Origin of the sequence: Myxococcus sp. AM010 (assembly GCF_013372585.1) — a bacterium.
In the GTDB taxonomy this organism is placed as follows: domain Bacteria; phylum Myxococcota; class Myxococcia; order Myxococcales; family Myxococcaceae; genus Myxococcus; species Myxococcus vastator.
Map to the genome: position 1 here is coordinate 1 of NZ_JABXEO010000253.1, position 401 is coordinate 401.

Here is a 401-nt window from a genome sequence, read left to right on the forward strand (position 1 = left end):
GGTGGACACGTCGGCACCGGCTGGGGGATGCGTTTCAGCTTCCCATCGCGCGCGCGCGAGGCCAGCACTACCGAGTTGTAAAGCGGGGCATAACGCTACAGGTCGCGCAGGTGATCGAGGATCAAATCGCGCACCAGCTGTTCATCGGCCGGTGTGAACCCCAGCAGCCGGCGCTTGGGGTATGTGATGCGCGGACCGTCCTTGCTGAAGGCGGCGGCGCGGCCCTCTTGGTGGATCAGGGCGATTCGCGAGACACGCCCGGAGAAACCCACGGTGGCCTCGTTGGCATTGCTGCGCGCCCGCAGGTAGCGGGTCTGTCGGATCTTCACGAACATGGCGCCGCGCTTGATGCGACCGGCCTTTGCACGGCGCGGCGGCGCATTGCGGCGAGGGGCGAATGG

Annotated in this window: 1 protein-coding gene; it reads right to left on the reverse strand. The window is 67.1% G+C overall.

Annotation, left to right across the window (positions count from 1 at the left end):
• Nucleotides 1-95: 95 nt before the first annotated feature.
• Nucleotides 96-401, reverse strand: a 306-nt coding sequence (locus HV826_RS36570) for a phage virion morphogenesis protein (protein ID WP_176421592.1), incomplete at its 5' end; no start/stop codon positions are given.